This is a genomic window from Gordonia aichiensis NBRC 108223, from assembly GCF_000332975.1.
Lineage (GTDB): Bacteria > Actinomycetota > Actinomycetes > Mycobacteriales > Mycobacteriaceae > Gordonia > Gordonia aichiensis.
The window spans coordinates 161,392-187,265 of record NZ_BANR01000005.1 but is presented as its reverse complement, the minus strand read 5'-3'; the positions used below and the strand labels follow the sequence as shown (position 1 = coordinate 187,265).

19 protein-coding genes are annotated in these 25,874 nt (G+C 66.7%); 5 read left to right on the top strand and 14 right to left on the bottom strand.

The features are described 5' to 3' along the window. Positions 1-51 precede the first annotated feature (51 nt). Positions 52-1,824 carry a bifunctional sugar phosphate isomerase/epimerase/4-hydroxyphenylpyruvate dioxygenase family protein gene (locus tag GOACH_RS08135; protein WP_005173203.1) on the bottom strand — a complete coding sequence of 591 codons (1,773 nt, stop codon included), beginning with the start codon at positions 1,822-1,824 and terminating at the stop codon, positions 52-54. Positions 1,825-1,901: 77 nt separating this feature from the next. On the opposite strand from GOACH_RS08135, the gene GOACH_RS08130 reads away from it, so the two are divergent. The 4 genes from GOACH_RS08130 (at position 1,902) to GOACH_RS08115 (ending at position 5,614) form a co-directional block, all read left to right on the top strand. Then, positions 1,902-2,546 (top strand): TetR/AcrR family transcriptional regulator, encoded by a 645-nt coding sequence (locus GOACH_RS08130; RefSeq protein WP_005173200.1) that lies wholly within the window; start codon positions 1,902-1,904, stop codon positions 2,544-2,546. Positions 2,547-2,686: 140 nt separating this feature from the next. Beyond that, on the top strand, positions 2,687-3,559 hold the full coding sequence (locus tag GOACH_RS08125) for a shikimate dehydrogenase (RefSeq protein ID WP_005173199.1): 873 nt from the start codon (positions 2,687-2,689) through the stop codon (positions 3,557-3,559). Between the two features lie 41 nt (positions 3,560-3,600). Continuing rightward, positions 3,601-4,953, top strand: coding sequence for an MFS transporter (locus GOACH_RS08120; protein ID WP_005173195.1), 1,353 nt, complete (start codon positions 3,601-3,603; stop codon positions 4,951-4,953). Between the two features lie 130 nt (positions 4,954-5,083). After that, a complete protein-coding gene (locus tag GOACH_RS08115; protein WP_040518116.1) occupies positions 5,084-5,614 on the top strand; it encodes a B-4DMT family transporter in 531 nt (176 codons plus the stop codon). 84 nt (positions 5,615-5,698) lie between these two features. Here GOACH_RS08115 and aroB read toward each other — a convergent pair whose 3' ends face one another. The 8 genes from aroB to alaS form a co-directional block, all read right to left on the bottom strand. Then, the gene (gene aroB, locus GOACH_RS08110; protein ID WP_005173190.1) at positions 5,699-6,805 is read right to left on the bottom strand and encodes a 3-dehydroquinate synthase; all 1,107 of its coding nucleotides are present in this window, start codon (positions 6,803-6,805) and stop codon (positions 5,699-5,701) included. Continuing rightward, entirely contained in the window at positions 6,802-7,296 is a 495-nt protein-coding gene (locus GOACH_RS08105; protein ID WP_174320820.1) for a shikimate kinase, read from the bottom strand. The genes aroB and GOACH_RS08105 overlap by 4 nt, the downstream gene beginning before the upstream one ends. Before the next feature lie 53 nt (positions 7,297-7,349). Beyond that, complete coding sequence (gene aroC, locus GOACH_RS08100; RefSeq protein WP_005173186.1) at positions 7,350-8,558, bottom strand: chorismate synthase; 1,209 nt, start codon at positions 8,556-8,558, stop codon at positions 7,350-7,352. 26 nt (positions 8,559-8,584) lie between these two features. Continuing rightward, positions 8,585-8,974 carry an A24 family peptidase gene (locus tag GOACH_RS08095; protein ID WP_005173185.1) on the bottom strand — a complete coding sequence of 130 codons (390 nt, stop codon included), beginning with the start codon at positions 8,972-8,974 and terminating at the stop codon, positions 8,585-8,587. Between the two features lie 102 nt (positions 8,975-9,076). Further along, positions 9,077-9,934, bottom strand: a complete 858-nt coding sequence (locus GOACH_RS08090; protein ID WP_005173182.1) for a shikimate dehydrogenase — start codon at positions 9,932-9,934, stop codon at positions 9,077-9,079. Between the two features lie 4 nt (positions 9,935-9,938). Next, positions 9,939-11,546 (bottom strand): endolytic transglycosylase MltG, encoded by a 1,608-nt coding sequence (mltG, locus tag GOACH_RS08085; RefSeq protein WP_005173179.1) that lies wholly within the window; start codon positions 11,544-11,546, stop codon positions 9,939-9,941. Between the two features lie 445 nt (positions 11,547-11,991). Beyond that, complete coding sequence (ruvX, locus tag GOACH_RS08080) at positions 11,992-12,420, bottom strand: Holliday junction resolvase RuvX (protein ID WP_005173171.1); 429 nt, start codon at positions 12,418-12,420, stop codon at positions 11,992-11,994. Next, complete coding sequence (alaS, locus tag GOACH_RS08075; RefSeq protein ID WP_005173168.1) at positions 12,417-15,089, bottom strand: alanine--tRNA ligase; 2,673 nt, start codon at positions 15,087-15,089, stop codon at positions 12,417-12,419. The genes ruvX and alaS overlap by 4 nt, the downstream gene beginning before the upstream one ends. Before the next feature lie 217 nt (positions 15,090-15,306). On the opposite strand from alaS, the gene GOACH_RS08070 reads away from it, so the two are divergent. Further along, positions 15,307-15,798 carry a hypothetical protein gene (locus tag GOACH_RS08070; RefSeq protein WP_245551846.1) on the top strand — a complete coding sequence of 164 codons (492 nt, stop codon included), beginning with the start codon at positions 15,307-15,309 and terminating at the stop codon, positions 15,796-15,798. A gap of 35 nt (positions 15,799-15,833) precedes the next feature. Here the strand turns inward: GOACH_RS08070 and GOACH_RS08065 are convergent, their stop codons facing one another. The 5 genes from GOACH_RS08065 to GOACH_RS08045 form a co-directional block, all read right to left on the bottom strand. Further along, entirely contained in the window at positions 15,834-17,312 is a 1,479-nt protein-coding gene (locus tag GOACH_RS08065; protein WP_040518112.1) for a replication-associated recombination protein A, read from the bottom strand. Between the two features lie 5 nt (positions 17,313-17,317). Beyond that, positions 17,318-18,457 carry a protein kinase family protein gene (locus GOACH_RS08060; RefSeq protein WP_005173161.1) on the bottom strand — a complete coding sequence of 380 codons (1,140 nt, stop codon included), beginning with the start codon at positions 18,455-18,457 and terminating at the stop codon, positions 17,318-17,320. Positions 18,458-18,662: 205 nt separating this feature from the next. After that, positions 18,663-19,583 (bottom strand): transglutaminase family protein, encoded by a 921-nt coding sequence (locus GOACH_RS08055; RefSeq protein ID WP_005173160.1) that lies wholly within the window; start codon positions 19,581-19,583, stop codon positions 18,663-18,665. Beyond that, a complete protein-coding gene (locus GOACH_RS08050) occupies positions 19,577-22,318 on the bottom strand; it encodes a circularly permuted type 2 ATP-grasp protein (RefSeq protein ID WP_040518046.1) in 2,742 nt (913 codons plus the stop codon). Before GOACH_RS08050 ends, GOACH_RS08055 begins: the two co-directional genes overlap by 7 nt. Then, complete coding sequence (locus GOACH_RS08045) at positions 22,315-25,782, bottom strand: transglutaminase family protein (RefSeq protein ID WP_005173156.1); 3,468 nt, start codon at positions 25,780-25,782, stop codon at positions 22,315-22,317. The genes GOACH_RS08050 and GOACH_RS08045 overlap by 4 nt, the downstream gene beginning before the upstream one ends. Positions 25,783-25,874 lie beyond the last annotated feature (92 nt).

Below are 25,874 nucleotides of genomic sequence, written 5' to 3'. Positions count from 1 at the left end.
GCTACTCGGGGACGCCTTGCCTGTCGGCGCCGAGCGACAAGCCTCGGCATGTCAGCGCTGCGCGGCCAGTCTGACCGGAGCGTTGTCGACGCCGTACCCGTCGTATCCGTCGAACCGCTGGACGAATTCGAAGAACACACGGCCGAGAGTGCGCGTGTAGAAGTGCAGCAGGTACCCGCCTTCCGGCTCCGGGCTGCGGTCATAGAGCACCCCGAGCTCACGCAGTTGCGCCAGGAAATCGTCGTCGACACCGAACCGCCCGCGGACGTAGTCGTAGTAGTTGTCCGGGACCCGCAGGGACTCAAGACCCGCCTCCCGTGCGCTGCGCGCGAGGCCGAGCACGTCGTCGCATGCGAAAGCGACGTGCTGCGCGATGGCCTCGGAGTCGAGCACGTGCGGCGCCACGTTGAGCGGTACCCGCACGGCACCGTCGGGCGTACGGAGAACCTGACTGCGGATCAGTCCACGCGGGCCGGGCACCTCGACCGGGTCGTCGGCGTCGAGACCGAAGACACTCGCCATGAACAGTCGCGCGTCATCGGCGGTCTCCCACTGCTGCGTGAGGTTGACGTGGTCGATCGCGCGGATCGGGGTGCTCACCGCCGGAAGCGCGTCGTCGAACTCATCGACCCAGGCGGGCGCACCCGGCGCGTCAAGCGTCCAGAAGATCTCGGTGCCGCCGGGCACCAATGCCGTACCGAAGGCGTGCTCTGACGCATGGGTCCGCCTGTTCACTGCGGGCGCCTTCAGGATGGACGCACGTGCGCTCAACGCCTTCGGGTCGGATTCCTGGAGACCGATGGCGGCGATGTGCGGCGACTGATCACGTGCCTGCTGTTCGTTCAGCACGACTCGGGCCCCGCCCGCCATCCACAGAGTGACCGGTTTGCTGCGGTGTCTGCCCGAGGCGGTGAATCCGAGTTGGGCGAGCATGGCCTCGACGTCGCGCGTGTCCTCGGCTTTGATCTCCACGAAGTCGAATCCGATCGGCGGCTCGGGATCGGGAAGGTCGATCAGATCGAGTCGATCCTGCAGCCACAGCAACGAACGTTCTGCGTGCACGGCGGTCGGCCCCGGATCCGTCTGGCGGAAGGTGTCGTTGAAGACCTCCAGCGACAGCGGTCCGGCGTATCCCGCGGCGAGCACGTGCCCGACGAACCCCTCGAGATCGAATACCCCCTCACCCGGGAACAACCGATGATGTCGGCTCCACGACAACACGTCCATCGACAGAGCCTGGGCGTCGGCGAGCTGAACGAAGAAGATCTTCTCCCCCGGTATGGCCCTGATCGCCGACGGATCATGCCCGCGGGAGAGTACGTGAAAACTGTCGAGACACAGGCCGACTGCTTCGTGATCGGCGAGTTCGACGATGCGCCACGACCGCCTGTAGTCGTCGACGAAACGCCCCCACGCTAGTGCTTCGAACGCGATACGCAGACCGTGGCGCGCAGCGATGTCGCCCACCCGTCGCAACTGCTCGGCGGACACAGCATCGTCGTCGACGGTCGCGGTGGCGACGTTGCTGCAGACGAGAACCATGGTGATGCCCAGGCGTGCCGCCGTGGCGAACGTGGCGTCCGCGCGCCGGAGGTTGTCGGCGAAGCGCTCTTCGGTCACCCCCTCGATGTCGCGCAGCGGCTGATACAGGTACAGCTCGAGACCCAGTCGCTGCGCAAGCGCCCGGATCTCCTCCGGGGATTCATCTGCAGCGATGAGATCGGGTTCGAAGATCTCCACACCGTCGAACCCGGCGTCGGCACACGCGTGCAGTTTCTCGACGAGTGAGCCGGACACACAGACGGTGGCTATCGAGGTCTTCATCACATCAATGTACCAACCGGTACAAAGCAACGGCAACGGTTCGCACTACGTCCACACCACGCAAGTAAGCTCCCAGCGTGGCCGCCAAGCCGAAATCCGAACTCCAGCGCGACCCGGAGCGCACGCGCGCGGAACTACTCGCCGTCGCCACCGAGGTCTTCGCAGAGTCGGGCTATTCCGGGGCGCGGGTCGACGAGATCGCCGAACGCACACGCACCACCAAACGGATGATCTACTACTACTTCGGCGGCAAAGAAGGTCTCTACCTCGCTGTCCTGGACAAGGCGTACCGGGGTATCCGACGCGCCGAGCAGAAGCTCCGCGTCGACCACAGTGACCCGATCGAGGCGATCCGACGACTCGCCGAGGTCACCTTCGACCACCACATCGACAACGACGACTTCATCCGCCTGGTGTCGATCGAGAACATCCACCGCGGAGACTTCATCCGCCGCCTCACCGATCTCCCCCAGTTGAGTGCGCCGGCGACGTCGCTCATCGACGAGATCCTGGCCGACGGCCGCACCGCGGGACTCTTCCGCACCGACGTCACCGCACTCGATGTCCACCTCGTGATCAGTTCGTACTGCGTCTTCCAGGTGGCGAACCGCTACACCTTCGGATACCTCTTCGACCTCGATCTCTCCGAGACGTCGAACCGAGCTCACCTGCGCAGAATGATCGGCGACGTCGTCGTCGGGTGGCTCACCACCACCGCCTGAGCATCCCCGTAGGCCCTTCCGTCGGAGGCGGCTGAGCACTTCTGCGTGCGATCCCGCTCACACAAAAGCATTGACGAGATGCGAGGCACAGTGCTCTACTCAGATGCGAACGTACTAGTTCGTACATTACGGAGAAGCTCATGACCCCTACCGAGACCAGCTACCTGGTCGGACTCATCGGCACCGGCGTCCGCCCGTCGCTGACCCCGGCGATGCACATGACCGAAGGGCGCGCACTCGGCCTCGACTACGTCTACCGGCCGATCGACCTCACCGCCGCGGGGGTCTCTCCCGACCGCATCGGCGATGTCTTGTCGTGGGCGCGCACGCTCGGATTCGACGCGGTCAACGTCACCCATCCGTGCAAGCAGATCGTCATGGATCACCTCGACGACGTCGAGGAGGTCGCGGCAACGCTCGGTGCCGTGAACACTGTGCTCTTCACCGATGACGGTGACATCGGATACAACACGGACACAACGGGATTCGCTCATGGATTCACCGAAGGGCTACCCGACGCCGATCTCGCCGACGTCGTCCTCGTCGGCGCGGGCGGCGCAGGCACCGCGGTCGCCGACGCGCTACTGCGACTCGGCGCGGCACATCTGACCGTCGTCGATCTCGACGTCGACCGTGCGGGCGCCCTGGCGCACGACCTCGCCACCCGCCATCCACTCCTGCGGATCGACGCCGCGGCGTTCGACAAATTGCCCGCGTTGCTCCCCGAGAGCACCGGTGTCGTTCACGCGACACCAACCGGCATGTCCGAACACCCCGGCATCGCGTTCGACGCATCACTACTCCGCCGGGACCTGTGGGTGGCCGACATCGTCTACCGCCCCCTCGACACCCCGCTGCTTCAAGCCGCACGCGCAGCGGGCGCAGCGACCCTCGACGGAGGCCACATGGCCGTCTACCAGGCCGTCGACGCATTCGCGCTGATCACCGGGCTCCGCCCGGACGCCGATCGGATGACCCGCCACTTCCGCCAACTCGTCGCAAACCCGTCCTGACCGCCACGCCACCAGGCACAATCGCACCAGAGGAGTACCCCATGACCGCAACCCAGGCCGACGGCAGCGGAGCCGTCGGACAACGCACACCACGCCATGCAGCCCTTGCCGGGTTCATGGGCAGCGCCGTCGAGTACTACGACTTCTTCCTGTTCGGCTCCGCAGCAGCACTGATCTTCCCGCACATCTTCTTCCCGTCGGATGACAACGCGGCATTGGTGATGTCGTTCGCCACCTTCGGTGTCGCCTACATCGCGCGTCCGATCGGGGCACTGATTCTCGGCCACTTCGGTGACCGCATCGGACGTCAGCGGGTGTTGATGTTCACGCTCGTCCTGATGGGATTGTCGACGTTCGTCATCGGCTGCCTGCCCACCTTCGACCAGATCGGCTGGTTCGCACCCGTACTGCTCGTGATCTGTCGTCTCCTGCAGGGGTTCTCGGCAGCGGGCGAGCAGGCGGGTGCCAGTTCGCTGGCACTCGAGCACGCCCCCGATCACCGGCGGGCGTTCTTCACCTCGTGGACCCTGACCGGTACCCAGGGCGGTCTCATCCTGGCCTCGCTGGTGCTGATCCCCTTCATGGCACTCCCCGACGACGCGAAGTACTCATGGGGATGGCGCGTTCCGTTCTGGCTGTCGGCCGTCGTGGTGCTCGTGGCCTACTTCATCCGGCGCCGCCTGCACGAGACCCCGCAGTTCACCGAGGCACGTGAGTCTGGCGAGATCGCCCGGATGCCTCTGATCCCCCTGATGCGTGACCAGTGGCGCTCCGTGGTCCGCGTGGTGCTGTGCGCCTTCATCGCCGCGGTGTCGACCGTATTCGCCAACCTCGCGCTCGCCTACGGCAAGCACGTCGGACTCGACGCCGGGCTCACGCTCTGGCTGGTCGTCGTGGCCAACATCGGTGCCCTCATCACTCAGCCCCTGTTCGGCGCTCTTGCCGACCGCATCGGGCGTAAGCCGGTCTTCATCTACGGGGCGCTCTCGTCGGCAATCCTGATGCCCTTCTACATGCTCTCGATGGGCCAGAGCAATCATCTGCTGACGTTCGTACTCGCCGTCCTCACCTTCTCCTTCGGGTATGCCGCGGCCAACGCGGTATGGCCCGCGTTCTATGGCGAGATGTTCTCCACCAAGGTGCGGTTCTCCGGCCTCGCGATCGGTACGCAGCTCGGGTTTCTGATGGCAGGTTTCGCACCGTCGATCGTGACCGCGCTCGGCGGTGTCGGCGACGGGGGCTGGGTGGTGATCAGTATCTTCACCGCGGCGATCTGTGTGATCGCAGCTGCTGCCGCGCTCACGGCACGCGAGACCAAGGACGTCGCAACTGACGACCTCGGCACGGTGGCCACGCCGATCGCTGTGCACCGCACGGCTGCCCTTGCAGCATGAGCCCCCGCCAGGAGGGCGGCGTGCGCTGCCGCTGACTGATAGACCCCTGATGCGGGAGTGGGGTGGCGGAAATACGCCACCCCACTCCCGCGTGTTCGAGATCACGTCGCCCATGGGTAAGCTGTCGGCCATGGTGTCCTGGTTGCTGCGCGGTGTCGTCATGACCGCGGTCCACGTCGTCGCTCGTGTTCTGCTCGGCATCGCGGTCGTACAGGCTCCGCTGCACTCGACGGCATGGAAGACCATCGCGGTCGCAGCGGTGATCTTCATCGCGTTGGTGTGGGGCGGTTTCGACGGAATCCGCGATGCTCGTGCACACCCCGACCCCGACGACTACGACGACCTGACGATCCGCTGGCTCAAAGCCGGCGTCTTCGCGGGTCTGGTGTCGTGCCTGATCTGCTGGATTCTCGGTACTGTCGGCGTCAAGGGAATCAGCGAGGCGAGCTTCTTCATCGAGATCATCGCGGGCGGCTCGTTCATCGCCCTGCTGACGTTCTTCCCGGCATTCTTCGGCGCATCGGTCGGCCGCTGGCTCACCCGGCGCGACCAGCGCAAGGAGCAGCGTCGTCGCGACGACGCCGACCGAGATGACGACACAGCCGTGATCGAGCGCGCCGATGACCGCTCGGTCGCGGCATCCGGCGCGGAGTCGGCCTGATCCCCTGATCTGATCGCCCGGGGCGGCGCCCCTGATCAGGGTCGCCCGAGGGTGGTCGGCCCTGCACACCCGACCACTCAGTGATCAGAGCAGTGTGGTGCCCTCCGTGCGACGATCGGAGGCGATGGCCGAATAGGCCGCCGCGAGCAGCCCCGGGTCGGGACCTTCGAGCCGTCCAGGCCTCGCCAGTCCGTCGAGCACGACGAACCGCAGCAGACCCGACCGGTTCTTCTTGTCTCCTGACATCCCCTCGAGCAGGTCTGCGAACGCATCGGCGTCGTAGGTGGTCGGCAATCCGACGAGTTCGAGGATGCTCCGATGCCGATCGGCGGTCTCGTCGTCGAGTCGTCCTGCAAGGCGCGCCAATTCGGCGGCGTACACCAACCCGACGGCAACTGCCGCGCCGTGACGCCAGCGATAACGCTCCCGGCGCTCGATGGCGTGTCCCATGGTGTGCCCGTAGTTCAAGATCTCCCGCAGCGACGACTCCTTGAGATCTGCCGAGACCACGTCGGCCTTGACCTGAACCGACCGTCGGATCAACTCCGGAAGCACCGGACCGGCCGGGTCGGTAGCGGCGGCCGGATCGGCCTCGATGATGTCGAGGATGGTCGGGTCGGCGATGAATCCCGTCTTGATGACCTCGGCGAGTCCCGCGATGATCTCGTTGCGCGGCACCGTTTCCAGCGTGGCGATGTCGATGAGTACCGCATCGGGTTCGTGGAATGAGCCGACGAGGTTCTTCCCTGCGTCGGTGTTGATTCCGGTCTTTCCGCCGACAGCGGCGTCGACCATGGCGAGCAGTGTCGTGGGGATGTGGATCACGCCGATCCCCCGCATCCACGTTGCGGCCACGAATCCCGCGAGGTCGGTCGCCGCTCCCCCGCCGAGAGCGATCACCTTGTCATTGCGCTTGAGTCCGATGCGGCCGAAGACATCCCAGCAGAATGCGGCCACGGACAGGTCCTTACCCGCCTCCGCATCCGGAATCTCCACTCGGTGAGCATCAAACCCGTTGTCGGCCAAGAACTCGCGAACCTGTTCGGCCGTCTTGGCCAATGTCGGCTGATACAGCACGGCCACCCGGTCGGCGCCGGCAGCTGCCGCTGCGACCTCGTCGAGCAGTCCGCGCCCGATGACCACGTCGTAGGGCGACGCCCCATCGACCCGGATGGAGATCGGCTCGGTCATGAGGTCCTTCCTGCCGTGAGTTCGTCGGCCAACGCCAGGATGATCAGGTCGGCGACGGCATCGGGATCGCCGTGTGCGTCGATCTCGACCCCCGCGACCGACGCGTACGTCTCTTCTCGTTCGGCCAGCAGCGCACGGTAGCGCTCCGCGGGATCGTCGGAGGCCAACAACGGACGATCGGATTCACGTACCCGCGCGAAACCCGAGTCGGCACTGACCCGTAGGTAGAACACCCGATGCGCGTCGAGAGCATCACGCACCGCTTCGGTGGTCACCGCGCCACCGCCAAGTGCGACGACGCCGTTGTGGCTCGCGAGGACGTCGGCGACGACCTCCGCTTCGAGTTCCCGAAACCTCTCGGCGCCGTCGGTGACGAAGATGTCGGGGATGGAGCGTCCGCTCCGGCGCACGATCTCGTGGTCGGTGTCGATGAAGTCGACGCCGAGCCGGTCGGCGAGCAATCGGCCGACCGTCGACTTTCCGGCGCCCATGAACCCGACGAGAATCGCCGTCGGCTTACTCGGAGGGACGGCGGCGGACGCGGTCACGATCGGACTCCACGCGCGGCGACGCGCCTGACGTAGCCCGCGAGATTGTCCGACGTCTCGGTCACCGAGTCGCCACCGAACTTCTCGAGCGCTGCCTGTGCAACCACCAGCGCGACCATCGCCTCGGCGACAACGCCGGCCGCGGGAACGGCCACGACGTCGGATCGCTGATGGATGGCCTGCGCCTGCTCGCCGGTCGCCATGTCGATCGTCGACAGCGCACGCGGCACCGTGGAGATCGGCTTCATGGCTACCCGCACACGAATGTCCTCACCGTTCGTCATGCCGCCTTCGAGACCGCCCGCACGGTTGGTCGACCGGAGCACCCCGTCGGGCCCGGGAACCATCTCGTCGTGCGCTGCGCTGCCCCGGCGGCGTGCGGTCTCGAACCCGTCGCCGACCTCGACACCCTTGATCGCCTGAATGCCCATCAGCGCGCCTGCGAGTCGCGAATCGAGCCGGGTGTCGCCGCTGACATGCGAACCGAGTCCCACCGGCACGCCGGTCGCGACGATCTCGACGATGCCGCCGAGGGTGTCGCCCTCCTTCTTGGCGGTTTCGATCTCGGCGATCATCGACTCCTCTGCCGCCTTGTCGAACGCACGCACGGGACTCGCATCGATTGCCGCCAGATCCGAGATCGTCGGAGGCACACCGACATACGGCGTGCTGCCGCCGATCGAGATCACGTGGGAGATCACTTCGATGCCGAACACCTGGCGCAGGAAGTTGCGGGCAACCGTACCCGCGGCGACGCGCGCGGCTGTTTCGCGGGCGCTGGCACGTTCGAGCACCGGCCGGGCGTCGTCGAAGCCGAACTTGAGCATGCCGGAGTAGTCGGCGTGTCCCGGTCGCGGACGAGTGAGCGCGGCATTACGTGCGCTGCCTTCGAGTTCGGCGGGATCGACCGGATCGGCTGCCATGACCGTCTCCCACTTCGGCCACTCGCTGTTGGCTATCTCGATGGCGACCGGCCCGCCGAGGGTCAGCCCGTGCCGCACGCCCCCGAGCACGCTGACCTTGTCGGCCTCGAACTTCATACGCGCGCCGCGCCCGTAGCCGAGCCTGCGGCGTGCGAGTTGTTCGGCGATGTCGGTCGAGGTGATCTCCACCCCGGCGACCATGCCCTCGACAATGGCAACAAGGGCCGGGCCATGGGACTCTCCGGCGGTTATCCAGCGCAACACAAGAAGCAATTGTTCCATGTGACGGCGACGACACCCCAGGCACGTCAGCCCGAGGCCGTGACCACCAGCAGCACCGCGCAGGCCACGACCATCGGCGGCCCGTGCGGCCAGCGATGACGCCCCCGTCGGGTCAGGAGCCCGAGCACCTGTGCGGCGAGCACCATCACGAGCGCGGTCGCGGGATCGGCGAGCATCCCGCCCAGGACAAGCGCCAGTTTGACGTCACCCCCGCCGCACAGACCGCGCAACCAGCCCACCAGGTACGGCGACGCCGCCGCAATGGCAGCGACTGCCACCGACAGGCGCACACAGGCGGACACGCCGACCGCGGCAAGCCCCGGCCACAGCAGAACGGTCGGCAAACGACAGGTTCGGCGATCGATCTCGGCGAGCGCGGTCAGCCAGAGCACTACCGCGCAGGAGACAAGACCCATGCACCCCAGTCTCAACGCTCCGAGGGACCGCGACGTCGACGACGGCCGAGGCGGGACGCCAGCTGTGCATCGAGTGCCGTCTGGGGACAGCGCGCGGGCAGGTCAGTCGACCGCGGCGGCCATCGCCGCCCGGGGCGCAGGCAAACCGGTGAATTGTTCGACCTGGCTGTAGGCCTGGTTGAGCAGCATCACCAGACCACCGACCACCCGACCGCCGCGGGTGGCTACCGCGTCGGCGAGCGGCGTGGGCCACGGGTCGTAGATCACGTCGACAAGTGCGCGGGTATTCGCGAGTGAGTCGATGATCGGCTCGGCCGCAGAAGCGGGCACCGTCGACACCACGACGCCGGCTCCTGCGGACGCTTCGGCGAGTGCACGTGAGGGGACGAACGGAAGAAATCGCACGTCGAGATCGAGTCGCTGCGCGAGCTCGACGACGTCGGATGCACGGCGTTCGTCGCGCGCGACCACCGTGAGGTCACCGAATCCGGCCTCCGCGAGCGCTGCAACGCTCGGCAGCGCGGTTCCGCCCGCTCCGACGAGGACCGCCCGCGGTCGCTCGGCGACCTCGATGTCGAGCTGCCGCAGGGCGCCGATCATGCCGTCGATGTCGGTACAGTCTGCGCGCCATCCGTTCTCGACGCGCACCAGGGTGTTGGCCGAACCGACCAGGACGGCCCGCTCGGTACGTTCATCGGCGACGTCGAGCGCGACCCGCTTCCCCGGCATGGTCACCGACAGCCCGACCCACTCGGCGGGGAGCTCGCCCACCAGGGTCGGCAACCGACGCTCGTCGCACTCGATGCGCTCGTACGTCCAGTCGTGCAGGTCCAGCGCACGGTAGGCGGCCAGATGCAGGTCGGGTGACCGCGAATGCGAGACCGGCGAGCCGAGAACTGCCGCTTTCCGAGATGCCGATCCACCTCTCGGCGCGCGGCGCGGCGGAGCTGTCAGATCCATCGGCTCAGCTGCAGCCGGTGGTCAGGAGCTTGTTGTCGCATGCCTGCTGACGATTGCGCTTGTGTTGGTCGAAGGTGTCAGCAAACAGCGTCGTGCCCTCACGGTCGACGGTGACGAAGTAGAGCCAGTTCCCGGTCTCCGGATGCTCGGTCGCCTCCAGAGCGCGCTCGCCGACCGCGCCGATCGGCGTCGCGGGCAGGCCCTTCATCTGATAGGTGTTCCACGCGTTGTCGGACTTGTAGGCCTCGCCATCGAGATCGATGTTGGTCACGGTCGCCGTGTAGTTGGCGGTCGAATCCATCTCGAGGCGCTGATCCTTGTCGAGACGGTTCAGGATTACCCTCGCCACCTTCGCGTAGTCGTCGGGCTTGGCGACCTCACGCTCGACCACGGACGCGGCCACCAGCGTCTGGTAGGGGGTCAGTCCCGAGTCGTTGGAGCCCTGCTCACCCAGACCCCACTGTGCGAAGCGCTGTGAGCTCTGCGAGATCAGTTCGCGCAAAATCTGCCGTGCTGACATGTGCGGATCGATCGTCTCCCAGGTGCCCGGGGCGATCAGCCCCTCGATTCGACGGTGATCACCGTTGAGCTTCTCCACGTCGGTGACCGCCCAGCCCGGCACTCCGAGTTCTTGCGCAGACGCTCCCGCAGCGGCCTTCTGCAGGTCGTCGACCGAGACGCCGATCTTCTCCCCGTTGACGGTGACGGAGGTGGCGTCGGAGATCATCTGGAAGATGCCCGGCGTCGTCTTGCCGTCGACGCCCTCCTTGGTGTCGAGTTGTAGGCCCTCGGGGACGACGACGCGTCCCACCCGATGCGTCGTTCCGTCGGTCAGCATCTGCACAGCGGTCGACGCGGGGATCTCCGTGCGCAACTTGTAGTAACCACCTGAGATCGCTTGTCCGTCAGCAGCATTGATGAAGGCACGCTGACTGCCGACGACATTGTCGTCAGCGAGGATGCGTCCGAAATCCTTCAGCGTCGAGTTCTGCGGGATGTCGACGATCACGTCCCCGGTACCGGCGGCATTCGTGTAGTCCTTGCGCGAGTCGAGCATGCCCGTCGCGCGCAAGCCGTAGTAGCCGACACCGACGACCGCGACGAGCATGACGGCGATGACCGCGGCGAGCACGGTCCGCCGCTTGCGTCGTCTGCGCTGCGCTTCTGGGGTCCGGGCGCGTGCCTGTCCCCTCCGTCGGGGAGCGATCAGCTCGTCGTGGTCGATCGACCCGTACGCCTCGTCCCGGTCAATCGACGCGGCATGCGCACCGGTGTCATGGTGCAGGTCGGTGTCATGGTGCAGATCGGTGTCATGGTGCGCCGACTGATGGTGCAGGTCGGTGGCGTCCTCGGTGACGGTCGCCGACGATGCCGCGATCGCGTCCATCGGCCCCGTATCGGCACGACCGGTATCGAGAGGTCCGGCGTCGACGAACCCGGAATCGGCGGGGTGCGTGGCCCCTGAGCGCTCGGTCGCCGTCTCGTGTCGTTGCACGTCAACGGGGGGCGCCGGCGAGATCCGCTGCGGGCGGGCGCGACGCGGCGTGGCCATGTGGAAGGGGTCGGCCGCATCCGTCTCGGCAGGTGCGGCGGCCGGGTTGCGGCCACGCATGGTCTGCGAGTCGTCCCGGGTCGCCGGTCGACGCACAGGACCCGAAGCCGACGCAGAGTGGGCCGCGGCAGGCGGCGTTGGTGAGGGCGGCTGCGCAGCTCTGCGCTGCCGCTGCGTGGGGGCAGTCGGCTCGCGCCTGGTTCGATCGCCCCGGGGATCGGCGGAGCCCGGCGCGCCGGGACGCGGTGCTTCGGCGCGAGGACTCTCGGACCGGACTACCGGAATCTGCCCCGTCGTGCCGGTACGTCGTCGTCGGTGGCGATTGTGGGGCTTGCCGTCGGCCGGTTGGGTGAAGTACCGGAGTCGCTCGAGATCGAGTCCTTCGGTAGGGTGATCAGAGGGTTCACGATGACGATTCCGATGCCGTTCGTCGGTCACCGAGCGTCGCCTCCTCTGTGTTGAGCTGCTCGCCTGGCGAGATGGTCTGTGGGCAGCGTTGAACCACTCATCGTCGCGAATCCAGCCACCCCTGAAGAATAGCGACCGCCGCGGCCTGATCAATCACCCCACGCGAGGACTTGGCGGTTCGTCCGCTGGCGTGGAGCGCTTGCTGCGCAGCTACGGTGGTGAGTCGTTCATCAGAGAACACGACTGAAATCCCCTCCAGTTCGTCGGCGAGTCGGGCGCCGAAGGCGCGTGCCTTCTCCGCTGCCGGCCCATCGGTGTTGCGAAGCGTCTTGGGTAGTCCCACGATCACCTCGACGGCTTCGTACTCCTCGACCAGCGCGTGCAAGCGCCTCACCGCGGCGTCCGCGTCGGCGCCCGCAACGGTCTCGACCGGTGTCGCGAGGATGCCGTCGGGATCGCTCACTGCGACCCCGATGCGTACACTTCCGACGTCGACGCCGATGCGACGCCCACGAGTCAGGCTCATCGGCCGACGAGATCGCGGATGCGGGTCCTCGCCGCGTCGATGCCTGCGGGATCGGTCCCGGACCCCTGGGCGAGATCGGGCTTCCCACCGCCCCGTCCGCCGACAATAGGCGCGATCTCCTTGACCACATCACCCGCCTTGATGCCTGCGCTGCGCGCCGCGTCGGTCGTGGCGATGACGAACGGCACCTTGGTGTCGGCGCCCTCGCCTGTCGTCGAGAACAACGCGATGACGGCCTGGCGATCACCCACACGGCCGCGCAGATCGGTCGCAATGCCGCGGAGATCGTTGGCACCGACCCCCGGGACCACTCCGCCGACCACCAGCGTCGAACCGATGGTGTCGGCGGAATCCAGCAGCCCCGCAGCGGCAGAGCGAGCGGCGTCGGCGCGCACCTTCTCGAGCTGCTTCTCCGCATCCCGCAGCCGGGTGACGAGTTGCTCCACGCGACCCGGGACCTCCTCGGAGGGCACCTTGAGGGACGACGCGAGTCCAGCGAGCAGAGCACGCTCCTTGGACAGGTACCGGAACGAATCCATGCCGACGTATGCCTCGACGCGCCGCACTCCCGATCCGACCGACGACTCACCGATGAGGGTGACGGGGCCGATCTGCGCCGACGAGGCCACGTGCGTTCCGCCGCACAGCTCCATCGAGAATGGCCCGCCGATCTCGACAACTCGGACGACGTCGCCGTAGTTCTCGCCGAACAGCGCCATCGCGCCCATAGCCTTCGCCTCATTCAGGCCGGTTTCGAACGTGTGCACCGGATAGTTGGCCTCCACGGCGCCGTTGGAGATCTCCTCGATCTGCCGACGCTGGTCCTCGGTCAGCGCCGAACCGGAGTGGAAGTCGAACCGCAGGTACCCCGGTCGGTTCAGCGAACCGGCCTGTGTTGCGCTGGGGCCGAGCACCTCACGTAGCGCGGCGTGCACCATGTGAGTACCCGAATGCCCCTGCGTCGCACCGTGTCTCCACGTCTGGTCAACCGATGCTATGACCTCGTCGCCGTCGTGGATCTCGCCGGCCTCGACGGTCGCCTTGTGCAGCCACACCGACTTGCCGACCTTCTGTACGTCACCCACCGACAAGCGGGTCCCGTCGCTGGTGGTGATGGTGCCGACATCGGCCATCTGGCCACCCGCCTCGGCGTAGAGCGGCGTGCGGTCGAGGATGACGGTTGTCTGTTCTCCCGGCCCCGCGGAATGCACACGGGCACCGTCGGTGAGGAGACCGAGCACTCGCGCTTCGGACACCAGTTCGTCGAAGCCGGTGAACTCGGTCGGCCCGCGGTCGAGGAACTCGCGGTAGACGGCGGCATCGGTGTGACCGGTTTTGCGCGCGACCGCGTCGTCCTTGGCGCGCTGCTTCTGCTCCGCCATCAGTTCGGTGAAGCCCTGCTGGTCGACGTCGAGTCCTGCCTCGGCAGCCATCTCGAGGGTCAGGTCGATGGGGAATCCGTAGGTGTCGTGCAGAGTGAACGCGTCATTGCCGCTGATGGTCTTCTTGTGTGCTGCCTTGGTCGCCTGCGCGGCGTCGGCGAAGAGTTTCGAGCCGGCCTCCAGGGTCTTGGAGAACGACGTCTCCTCCCCGACCGCGACGGAAACGATGTGATCGCGTTGCTCGGCGAGCTCTGGATACGACGGCGACATCACGTCGATCACCGTGTTGGCGATGACCTCCATGGTCGGCGCGGCTGCGCCCAACAGGCGCATCGAGCGCACCACCCGACGCAGCAGTCGACGCAGAACGTAGCCGCGGCCGTCGTTGCCGGGGAGCACGCCGTCACCGATGAGCATCACCGCTGTGCGCGAGTGGTCGGCGATGACGCGGAACTTCACGTCGTCGTCGTGATTACCGGTGCCGTAGCCGCGTCCGGTGAGCGTCGATGCGAGATCGATGAGGGGCTTGAGCAGATCCGTCTCGTAGACGTTGTCGACGCCCTGCAGTAGGCAGGCGACCCGCTCGATGCCCATGCCGGTATCGATGTTCTTCTTGGGCAGTGGCCCGAGGATCTCGTAGCCCTCCTTGGCCCCGCCGGGTCCCCGCTCGTTCTGCATGAACACGAGATTCCAGATCTCGATGTAGCGATCCTCGTCCACCTCGGGCCCGCCCTCGACGCCGTACTCGGGACTGCGGTCGTAGAAGATCTCCGAGCACGGACCGCACGGGCCGGGCACTCCCATCGACCAGTAGTTGTCTTTCATCCCGCGCCGCTGGATGCGCTCGGCGGGAACGCCGATCTCATCACGCCAGATGCCGAACGCCTCGTCGTCGTCGAGGTAGACCGTCGGCCACAGTTTCTGCGGGTCGATGCCGTATCCGCCATCGGCGACCGAGGACGTCAGCAGGCCCCACGCGAACCTGATGGCCTCACGCTTGAAGTAGTCTCCGAACGAGAAGTTACCCGCCATCTGGAAGAAGGTGTTGTGGCGGGTGGTGATGCCCACCTCCTCGATATCGAGGGTGCGCACACACTTCTGCACGCTGGTCGCGCGGTCGAACGGGGGCGTCTGTTCACCGAGAAAGTAGGGCTTGAACGGCACCATGCCCGCGTTGACGAACAACAGGTTCGGGTCGTCGAGGATCAGCGAGGCACTGGGAACCTCGGTGTGTCCGGCCTTGATGAAGTGATCCAGGAATCGCTGCCGGATCTCATGCGTCTGCACTGGGTTCTCGTCCTCGGTGGTCGTGGTGCGTCTGTTGTCGGTGTCTGTGGTCGGGGCGCCTGTGGTCGGTGGTCGGGGTCGATCGAGCCGCCACTCATCCGACGATCTGCGACACACCAGCCTACCGCCGCGCGCAGATGGCACCCGAACGGCGTCGTCACCAGCACGAAACGATCACATGGCTAATGATCATGCGTCGATGCACGATGTCACAGTCATGACCCGAATCACAGCAGTTCGCTCAGCGCTCGTCCTGTTCGTCGCGCTCGTCCTCAGTGCGGTGGGAGTCGGTGTCGCATCCGCCAGCGACTACAGCGAATACGACGGCGTCATCAACCAGACGTCGCGTAACCGGTGTGCCGCGATCAGCCCGAACATCGTCGACAACACTTACTCCGGCACGATTGGCACGATGCAGTGGCTGCGCAATGGACAGCGCGGCGCCGTCGACATCTCCGTCTCGGCGAGCTTCAGCATCTGGGGTTACGACAACCTCATGACCGTCGTGTGGACCAACCTGAACACGCACCGGTCGGGCACGCTGCGCGGCGTCCAGCGCACCACCGCGGCAACGGGCGGGTCGATGCACGACTTCCGGGACGTCCGTACCGGTGCAGGACGCGTGCGTATCGAATTGCGACCGGTGAACCGTGGTCCGCTGTTGACCCTGCCTGCGTCGACGTGTTCAGACGTGTTCGTCGTCAAGTGACGCACCCCGCAGCCGAGGGCTACGGGGTGCGGCTGTCACGCCTTTTTGGGGCGTCGGGTCGCCCGTCTCACGATGGACCGCAACTTGGCCACGCGTGGCCCGATCTCACGCTCGAATCCGTGATCAGTGGGGACGTAATAGTCGACACCGACGAGCTCGTCGGGCGGATACTGTTGCGGCACAACGCCGTCGGGGTCGTTGTGCGGATATTGATACCCGACGCCGCTCCCGAGTTTCTTCGCGCCGCTGTAGTGCGCGTCCCGTAGCCCCGGGGGCACGGCGCCTGCCTTACCCGCTTCGACGTCGGCCAGCGCAGCACCGATAGCGCTGACGACGCCCGCCGATTTCGGGGCGGTCGCAAGATGAATCGTCGCCTGCGTCAGCGCCAGTTTCGCCTCCGGCATGCCGACGAGCGCCACCACCTGCGCGGCGGCGACCGCGGTCTGCAGGGCCATCGGATCGGCCATCCCGATGTCCTCACTCGCGTGGATCATGAGACGTCGCGCGATGAACCGGGGATCTTCGCCCGCGGCGATCATCCGTGCCAGATAGTGCAGCGCGGCGTCGACGTCGGACCCGCGAATCGACTTGATGAACGCGCTGGTCACGTCGTAGTGCTGGTCACCGTCACGGTCGTAGCGCACCGCGGCACGGTCGATGGCCGCCTCGACGTCGGCCACATCGATCTCGGGGGTCTCGCGCGCCCTCCCCCAGCCCTCACCGGCCTGCTCGACGCTGGCACCCTGCCCATCGACTGCGCCCGCCGAGTCCGAGCCATCGTCTGGCCCCGCCGCGTCCGGCGGCGGTTCACGCAGCGCGGCGTCGGCACTCGCTTCGAGAGCGGTCAATGCCCTGCGTGCGTCGCCACCCGCGACGGCAACGAGGTGGTCATAGGCGGCGTCGGTCACCGTGACCGCACCCGCGAGTCCCCGGTCGTCGGCGACCGCGCGTGTCAATACCGTGCGGATATCCTCATCGGTGAGTGACCGTAGTTGCAGGACAAGCGATCTGGACAACAGTGGCGATACCACCGAGAACGATGGGTTCTCGGTGGTTGCGGCGACGAGCAGGACGATCCGATTCTCGACGGCGTCGAGGAGCGCGTCCTGCTGGGTCTTGGAGAATCGGTGGACCTCGTCGATGAACAACACGGTCTGTTCGCCTGCGGCGAGACGACGACGCGCGACCTCGATGACCGCGCGTACCTCCTTCACACCTGCCGACAACGCCGAGAGAGCCTCGAAGCGCCCACCCGCCGCGCTCGAGATGAGCGAGGCCATCGTCGTCTTACCCGTGCCCGGTGGGCCGTACAGGAGTACAGACGCGGCACCCGACCCGTTGATGAGACGCCGCAGCGGCGAGCCGACACCCAGGAGATGCTGCTGGCCAACGATGTCGTCGAGGGTCTGCGGACGCATCCGGACAGCCAACGGTGCGCTCGGTGATGGAGGCGAGGTCAGCGATGTGGCACCGCTCGTCGGACTCGGTGGCGGCGGGTCGAACAATCCACCCACCGCGGTCAGTCCAGCCACGAGCGCTGCAGCGCGAGGCCCACTTCGGTAGCGAACTCAGAGATCTCTGCATTGCTCGTCGCCGCGGCGGCGAGATCGGTCCAGCGCGCCACGAGGACACGGGGGTCATTGGTATGCAGCGCCCAGTCGTGAGCGAAGTGCGTCATCGGGACGGTGTCGGTCGACGAATCGGGCAACATCCACACCGTCGACAACCAGACCCACAGCAACCGTGCAGTCAATACCTGACGGTGCATCACGCGGTCGCGCTCGAGTGCCGGCCAGATCGGCACCACCTCCGACCGCCACGCGTCGACCATCGATACCTCGAGGTCGAGTCGGTGGGCGCCACCCATCGGTCCGAGTTGCGGCGCGAACGTGACAAGGGCATAGGCGATGTCGAGCGTGGCGTCGCGGAAGCCACCCCACTCGTAGTCCATGAACTGCACGCCGTCGTCGTTGAGCAGGATGTTCTCCGGGCCGACGTCGGATGGACTGAATGCACGGTGATCGCCCTCGTCGAACAGGGCGCACGCCGATGTCAGTGCCTCGGCAGCGGCGTCGGGCAGCGTGAGGCCGAGATCGGCCACACGCACCGACGCTGCGGACACCGCACGGATGGCCTCGTCGCGAAGGATGTCGCGCCCGGCCGTGCCCGCGGCACCGTGGCGCACGAGGGCGTCGAAATCGCCCTCGCCGCCCACCGTCGCCGCGTGCATGCGGCCGAGTGCCTGACCCCAGGCGCTGACCACGCGGGTCATCTCGACCACGTCGGCGTCGGCGAGCAGCGCCGTCAACGGATGGCCACGGCCGAGGTCGGACAGCACCATGAGTCGGTTGTCGGGATCGGATGCGATCAGTTGAGGGCCGGGACGGGATTCCGTCGGCAGCGCTGTTGCGTACTTGTATGAGGCAATCTCACGATGGAACGCCTGGGGGTCCTCATGGCTCGGCAACGCCTTGATGACAAGCGTGCGATCCATCGACAGGGGATTCTGCGCCACACGTACCCGGACGACTGTGGTTCGGCCGCTCCCGCCGAGATCCTCCGGATCCGCGAGTACCACCGGGGCACCCGCTCTGCGGGACAACATTGTTTCTGCGGCACGCACCACGCTGGTGACGCGGCTCTCTGTGATGACCGTCATGGCAGTGACCAACTTACTCGCAGGCACCGACACGCGACACCGACTTTGCTCACGGACACGAGTCCACCTGGGGTTGGCACTCCTTTGACCTGCATCTTTGTCATAACACTTTCTTTTTCGGCGCAAATGATGTCGCGCCAATCCACGCCGACCATTCGAACGACATCAGCGGGGTGAGCGCGTGGCGCTGTGGATTGTGCTGCGCTCACCCTTCGGCTGCTGACAGCGGACTCACGTCGACCGAGACCTCGATCTCGCTCTTGGACGCGTCGGTGTAGATCACACCGCGCAGCGGAGGGACATCGTCGTAGTCGCGTCCCCACGCCACGGTGACATGGCGTTCGTCGACGAGCTTGTTGTTGGTCGGATCGAACGCAAGCCATCGGTCCCCTGGCAGCCACACCGCCGCCCAGGCGTGGCTGGCATCGGCTCCGAAGATGCGCTCGGTACCCGGGGGCGGGTCGGTGGCGAGGTAACCGGACTCGTAACGCGCGGCGAGTCCCACCGAACGCAGGCAGGCGATCGCGACCCGCGCGAAATCCTGGCACACACCCATCCGCCGCTCGAGCACGGTGTCGACGCGAGTACTGATCGCCGTCGAGCCCGAGCGGTAGGTGAAGTCTGAGAAGATGCGTGACGTCAGATCGATGATCGCATCGATGAGTGGCCTGCCCGGCGTGAAGACGCCTGCGGCGTAGTCGCGGACGGCGGGGGTGATCTCCGGCGGATCGAGATCCAGCACGAACTCGTCGACGAGGACCGCACCGGCGGTAGCCGGCCGCGCGTCCTCCCAGGGCGCTCGGGCCGCGAGACTGTGCACGAGACCCTGGTCGACGGGGTCGACCTCGACGATCGACGTCGTGGTCACCTCGAGTGCCCGATGAGGTGTGCGGACGTGAAAGTACGCGTCGATGTTCCCGTACACGTCCACTCCCACTGATCGGTCCGCGGGCTCGGGCGCGATAACCGTCTCCGTCTCGTGGACACGCTGATACGGCAGGTCGCGCGGCGTCAGGTAGCACCGCCCGTACGACGACGACACCTCGTCGTCGTAGGTGTAACACGTGCGGTGAAAGACCCGGTACCTGCGGGTCGCCGGGGCCTCGGAGGACGGCGTCGTCACCATTGCCCTCCCCAGATCGGTTGCGCGGTCCGCGGCGGTGCGAACCGGGTGCGGTTGAGCAGATCGGACAGCGCTCGCGCGCGGTCGCGCAGCGCGGTGGTCAACTCGACCAGATCGGCGCGCCTGCCGCTCGCATCGACGTGGCTGAGACCGGCCGGATCGCAGCGTCTCAGTTCGGCGGTCATCTCCTCGACGGCTCGCTCGGCCGCCGCCGACCGCAGTGTTTCGGGCAGCGACGCGAGATCGTCACGCATCTTGGCGAGCTGATAGATCAGCGCACGCGGGTTGGTCTCGTCGAACATCAACAACTCGGCGACAGCCTCCGCCCGGTAGAGGCCACGATTGCGGCGGCGATAGATGACCGAGGATTCTGACGCACTCAGGTACGACTCCAGCAGTGTCTGCTCCGTGTCCCGCGGGTGCTCGTGCCCGAACAGTGTGCGGGTGAGATCGGCCAGCGTGATCACCCGCTCGATGCGCCTGCCGAGATCCATGAGCAACCAGGCGGCGTCGTGGACCATCGACTCCGCTTGAAGCCCCGACAGTGCCAGAACGCCGTGCAGGATGTTCTCGTGTGTTCGCGCGAGGTCCGGACCGAGGTCGAGCGCGGCGTCGCCGAACACCCCGGTGCCCGCCCCGACGTCGTCGCGCGCACGTTCGATCTGGCGCGTCATGGACTCGAGTGCGCGCTCCATCGGGGTCAACACCATCCACGTACTCGTCGACATCTGATCGCGGACCGCACGGGCCGTGGCGACGAGTCGCTCGGTCGAGTGCGCGATGGTGCCGGGGGTGTGACGGTTCACGGTGAGTTCGGCGATCTTGACGATCGCGGAGTTGACCTGATCGATCGACGACAACGACGAATCGTCGTCGAACAACGGCTCACCGGTATCGAGGAGCCCCGCTGTGCCGGTCACCTCGGCGACCGCGTGCAGGAACAGTGGAACCGCCGCGGTGCCCGACATCCATGGCCGGTACTGGAAGTCCTGGTATCGCTCTCGGGCGACCTTGGCCAGTCGCGTGACCGATTCCGTGCGTTCGCCGTACCGTCCGAACCAGAACATGTCGGCGAGCACACGCGGACTCGCGGCAGCCGCGACGTCGGAGTAGCCCGCGGACGCGGGCCGAGGGGTGATGGTGACCTCGTCGTCGGGCTCGACCCGCAGCTCCGTTCGGCGCGAGACATGGCCTCCCACATCAGGATTGGTCACCCAGATGTCTTTTGCCGCGACCGAGGCCAGCGACGCACCGACGACGCCGTCGGCGAGGACCGATCCCAGACCACCCGGCATGACGGCGTACGTCGGCCCCTGCGCGACCGAGAACGCGCGAACCGACACCGGCGCGGCACGCACGGTGCCGCGCCCCCGTGTCGGCAGCGCACCCTCGGTCAGGCTCGGGGCCACCGAGTACGCCTGCACCTCGCGGCCCACCCACTGCCAGGAGTCGGCATCGATTCGGCTCCGCAGCACTTCCTTGGTCGCGGAGTCGGTCGCGGGGCCGATGAACTCCTCACCTGTTCGGAAGTTCGTGAGCACCAGCGAATCGAGCGACGACCAGATCTTGGATCTGTCCGCGTGGTCGCCTGCCCAGTAGGTGGGAACCGAATCGAGGACGAGTTCCTCGTCGATGAGCACTGGTGCGACCTTGTGGAGCACCGTGTTGAGAGCGGGGTTCTCCAGGACACCGCTACCGAGTGTGTTGACGACGGTCACGTTGCCGCGAGAGATGGCCTCGACGAGCCCCGCAACCCCCAGCCGTGAATTGGTCCGCAGGTCGAGCGGGTCACAGTAGGTGGCATCGACGCGGCGCAGCAACACGTCGACCCGTTTGTATTTGCCGAGCGACCACATGTAGACCGCACCGTCGCGCACTGTCAGGTCGGCACCCTCGACAAGCGGAAAACCCAGCACCGACGCCAGATACGCCTGATCGAAGAATGTCTCGGACATCGCTCCGGGACTGAACACCGCGACCGTCGGGTCGTCGACGCCCGGCGGGGCGTAGTCGGTCAACGCCAGCCGGAGGGTCCCGGCGAATGTTGCCATCGGGCGTGGGGCGCAGCGCTGGAACAGCTGAGGGAAAGTACGCGAGATCAGGCGTCTGTCGGCGATGGCGAACCCGACACCCGACGGCGCTTGCGTCCGGTCGGCATACACGGCGAAGGTGCCATCCGAGAGGCGTCCGAGGTCGAGCGCGTGCAGAAACAGCGCATGCGGGCCCGCAACCCCGAGTCGTGCGGCCTTACGGATGTAGCCGGGATGCCCGAAGACCATCTCGGGTGGGATCAGCCCGGCGTTGATCGTCTTCTGGTCACGGTAGATGTCGCGGAGGATGAGATCGAGCAGCATCGACCGCTGCGTGATCGCCTTCTCCAACTCGGTCCATTCGACACCGTCGACGATCAGCGGGACGGCGTCGAGCAGCCACGGCCGCGGAACCGTGGTGGTTCCGTCGACCTGGTTGTAGACGACGCCTTCATCTGACACCGCCGAGGCCAGCCGCGCCGCCGACGCGCGCAGCCGCTCGTCGCCACGTAGCCCGTAGCCTTCGACGAGTTCGTCCCACGCCGGACGCACTGATCCAGCAGGATCGAGCACCTCGTCGTAATGAATGCGTGCGGCAGCCGGTGCGACACCACCCGAGTGGAGTTGTCCTAGATCGAACAGCGTGTAACCGTCGGATCGGTATCTGTCGAACACCGCGGGCACACCGCCGCCCGCTGAAACAGTCACCGAAGAACTGTACGTGCCCGACGCAGATCGAGAATGGTCGGGACCCCGGTGTCGGTGGCCATGCGCGCGATTCGCTCCCGGAGCAGACCGACGTCGACGGATCCACTGGTGTGTCCGGCTGCCTCGAAGCGTCCGTTACGACGCGACTCGGCCTCCACCGCGTTCACCGGCGGGCGGTCGTATGCGCGGCCACCCGGATGCACGACGTGATACGTCGCACCGCCGACAGATCGCCCCGCGAGCGTGTCGACGAGGTCGAAGGTCAGCGGGGTGTCGATGCTGATGGTGGGGTGCAACGCGCTCGGCGGCTGCCACGCGCGGAAGCGGATCCCCGCCACACGCTCGCCCGGTCTTCCCGTATCCGTCAGCGGGATGGGATATCCGTTGCAGGTCAACACGAACCGGTCATCGCCGGCGCCCTGGACCCGCACCTGCACCCGCTCAATCGAGGAATCGACATAGCGAGCGGTCCCCGTTCCCGTTGATTCCTCGCCGAGCGTGTTCCACGGTTCGATGGCGCCGCGCAGTTCCACCTCATAGTCGCGGATGGCCACGGTACCCAGCCGCGGAAACCGGAATTCGGTGAACGGGTCGAGCCATGCGGTGTCGAACGGATAGCCGGCTTCTCGGAGTTCCTCGGCCACCTGCGCGATGTCGGCGATGACATAGTGCGGGAGGAGATGTTTGCCGTGAAGGTCGGCGCCGTGGTGGATGAGTCTGCTGCGGAAGGGCATCTCCCAGAACCACGAGACCAGTGAACGTACCAGCAGCGACTGGACCATCGCCATCCGGTGATGCGGCGGCATCTCGAAGCCACGGAGTTCGAGCAGCCCGAGCCTGCCACGCGCGGAGTCGGGGCTGTAGAGCTTGTCGATGCAGAACTCCGCCCGATGAGTGTTGCCGGTGATGTCGGTGAGCAGATGGCGGAGTGCGCGGTCGGTGACCCACGGATTCGGCGGTGCATCCGCACCGCGCGCCGGCTCACCCTTCACCGCGAGCCTGTCGATCTCGGCGAACGCGATCTCCATCTCGTAGAGCGCCGACTCCCTGCCCTCGTCGGCCCGTGGCGCCTGTGAGGTGGTTCCGACGAACTTGCCGCTGAACAGATACGACAGTGACGGGTGGCGCTGCCAGTAGGTCAGCATCGAGACCAGGAGATCCGGTCGGCGCAGCAGTGGTGAATCCGCAGGTGTCGAGCCGCCGAGCGTGATGTGATTGCCGCCGCCCGTACCCCCGTGGCTGCCGTCGAGATCGAACGTCTCGGTACCCAGTCGGGCGTGCCGAGCGTGCTCGTACAGCGATTCGAGCAGGGCGGTCTGCTCGGCAAAACTACCTGTGGGCTGAACATTGACCTCGATGACACCCGGGTCGGGCGTCACGGTCAGGGTGGTGAGGCGCGCGTCGGCCGGCGGGCCGTAGCCCTCCACGACCACAGGTGCGTCGATCGCAGCGGCGGCGTTCTCGATCATCTCGACGATCGCCAGGTATTCCTCGAGTTCGGCGGTCGGCGGGAGGAACACGTACAGGGTGTCGCCGCGCTTCTCCGCAACCAACGCCGTACGCGGTACGAAGGCGGCGGGGTCGACGTCGACCACCGTGCGGCCCAGTGCGTCGGCGACGTCGTCTGGCAACGGTTCGGCACGCACCGACGGATCGGCCTCATAAAGGACCGGTGCGGGCCCCCACGACAGTGAGTTGAGCGGAAGGCGGAGCCCCGCGGGCGAGGTTCCGGGCGTGAGCACAAGGCGCCCCCGCCTCGTCGTCCACCGTGCGCTCTGCCACGCGGTGCCATCCTCGGAGCGACTCAGCGGTAGGACGAAGGCTGTCGGGTTCGTCACCGATGCGTCCAGCGAGGCAATCAACTCGCGGCGCGCCTGCGTCGCGTCGTCGTCGGGTTCGATGTCGGCATCGGCATCGGCGGCTTCGGCGGCAGCGCTCGCCCAGGCAGCTGCGCGCGCTGCGGACAGCGTCGGGTCCGCTCCGGGATCGCCCGGTGGCAGGGCCGACAACTCGCGCATCCGCACCAGCGGGTCCTCGAATGCGGGCATCACCTGCGAGCCCGGCAGCCCCAGCGCGGAGGCGAACGCCGACAACAGCTTCTCGGCCGATGGGTCGGTTCCCGAACCGGGTGGTGGCCCTGACGCCTCGAGAGTCATCGACGCGGCGGCCTGTGCGCGCGTCACCCACGGATCGGCCAGCAGTTCGGGCCTACGCCAGATCGGCTGGCCGTCGGCTCGCCACATGATCGCGATCTGCCAGCGCGGCAACGGTTCTCCCGTATACCACTTGCCCTGGCTGCGCTGCACGAGGCCCGCCGGCGCGTAGTCCTCGGCGAGGCGACGAGCGAGCGTCGACGCCAACTCGCGCTTGTGCGGCCCGTCGGCGGCGGTCGTCCACTCCGGGTCGCTCTGGTTGTCCACGGAGACAAACGTCGGCTCGCCACCCATGGTGAGGCGAACGTCGTTCTCGGCCATCCTCGCGTCCACAGCAGCACCGAGTTCGACGACCCGCTCCCACTGGGAATCCGTGTAGGGCAGGGTGACTCGCGGGTCCTCGTGGAACCGGGTGACGGTATTGGAGAAGTCGAGCGTCGCGTGGCACTTGCCGGTTGCACCGGTGATCGGAGCGGCGCCGCCCGGCGTCGGCGTCGCGGCGAGCGGGATGTGTCCCTCACCCGCGAAGAGGCCCGACGTCGGATCCATGCCCACCCATCCCGCACCCGGGAGGTAGACCTCGGCCCATGCATGTAGATCGGTGAAGTCGGCGCTGGGTCCTGACGGGCCGTCGATCGACATGACGTCTGAGGTGAGTTGCACCAGGTACCCCGACACGAAGCGCGCCGCGAGCCCGAGTTCGCGCAGAAGCGCCACCAGCAGCCACGCCGAATCGCGGCACGAGCCGATGCCGCTGGCAAGCGTGTACTCCGGTGTCTGCACTCCCTGTTCGAGCCGAACCGTGTAACCGACGGCGTCGCGCACCGCTTGGTTGAGCGACACCAGGAAGTCGATGATGCGCGTGGACGACGTCGGCTTATGCGATACCGCGAACGCTGCGACGTCGGGATGTACCGGGCTACCGGCGAACTCGCCCTCCGTGACCCCGACCGGCCGCAGATAGATCTCGAGATCCTCGCGCAGGTCGTCGGGGTAGCTGAATCCGTACTCCTCGGCCCAGTCCTCGATGAAGAAATCGAACGGGTTGATCGCCGTGAGGTCGGCGACGAGACTCACGGTGATCGACAATGACGTCGACGGTTCCGGAAACACCAGGCGCGCTTGATAATTACTGAACGCATCCTGCTGCCAATTCAGGAAGTGCCCGCCCGGTTCCACCGACAGCGAGTACGCCTCGATCGGCGTGCGCGAGTGCGGGGCCGGACGCAGTCGCACCACATGCGGATAGATCTTGACCGGCCGGTCGAACGCATACGCCGTGCGGTGTTCGAGCGCCACCTTGATTGTCACCGGTCATCCTCCCGGAGGTCGTCGAGCAGATACGTCCCCATGGGTAGAAATCTCAGCACAGATGGCGTCAACGCGCCCGACGTGCGATCAGC